The sequence below is a fragment of the Stenotrophomonas sp. G106K1 genome, assembly GCF_037969685.1.
Classification (GTDB): Bacteria; Pseudomonadota; Gammaproteobacteria; order Xanthomonadales; family Xanthomonadaceae; genus Stenotrophomonas; species Stenotrophomonas lactitubi.
Genome location: NZ_JBBPFR010000052.1, coordinates 1 through 794 on the forward strand (window position 1 = coordinate 1; position 794 = coordinate 794).

General features: G+C 59.6%; 1 protein-coding gene and 1 pseudogene. Both read right to left on the reverse strand.

Annotated elements, in window-relative coordinates:
* On the reverse strand, positions 1-450 hold a 450-nt coding region (locus WKB25_RS21055; RefSeq protein ID WP_340572795.1), incomplete at its 3' end, for an Hsp70 family protein.
* Positions 451-531: 81 nt separating this feature from the next.
* Positions 532-794, reverse strand: a pseudogene (locus WKB25_RS21060) (hypothetical protein); the annotation flags it as partial.

The following is a 794-nucleotide window of genomic DNA, read 5'->3' on the forward strand; positions in this document are numbered from 1 at the left end:
GCTGTCGTTGAAGTAGGCCGGCACGGTGATGACCGCTTCGGTGACCTTCTCACCGAGGAAGTCCTCGGCGGTCTTCTTCATCTTTTCCAGCACCTTGGCCGAGATTTCCTGCGGGGCCATCTTCTTGCCGTCGCCGGTAGCCAGCCACGCATCGCCATTGTCGTGGGAGATGATGCTGAATGGGACCAGGCCAAGGTCCTTCTGGACCTCAGGATCCTCAAACTTGCGTCCAATCAGGCGCTTTACAGCGTAGAAGGTGTTCTTCGCGTTAGTGACCGCTTGGCGCTTGGCAGGTGCACCCACCAGGATTTCCCCTTCCTTGGTGTATGCAACGATCGATGGCGTGGTGCGATCGCCTTCTGAATTCTCAATCACGCGGGCCTTTGTGCCCTCGATGATCGCCACGCATGAGTTGGTCGTGCCCAAATCGATACCAATGATCTTGCCCATCATCTTCACCTTGGGTTGTCGGAAACTGCAATGCCACGAACGGTGCTGGCCCTTGTCGATATGGCGCCCCGCTCGGCTCGATCAGGTACTCCTGAACACCAGATGCCCACCGTCGTTGCCCACTTCGATGGTATCGCCATTGGCGAACGCACCGGACAGGATCTTCTGCGCCAACGGGTTCTCCAGCTGTGCCTGGATCGCACGCTTCAGCGGACGGGCACCGTACACCGGATCGAAGCCGACGTTGCCGAGCAGATCGAACGCCGCATCGGACACCACCAGCTTCAGGCCACGCTCGGCCAGGCGCTTTTCCAGGCCGCGCATCTGGATGCGCGCGATCTGCT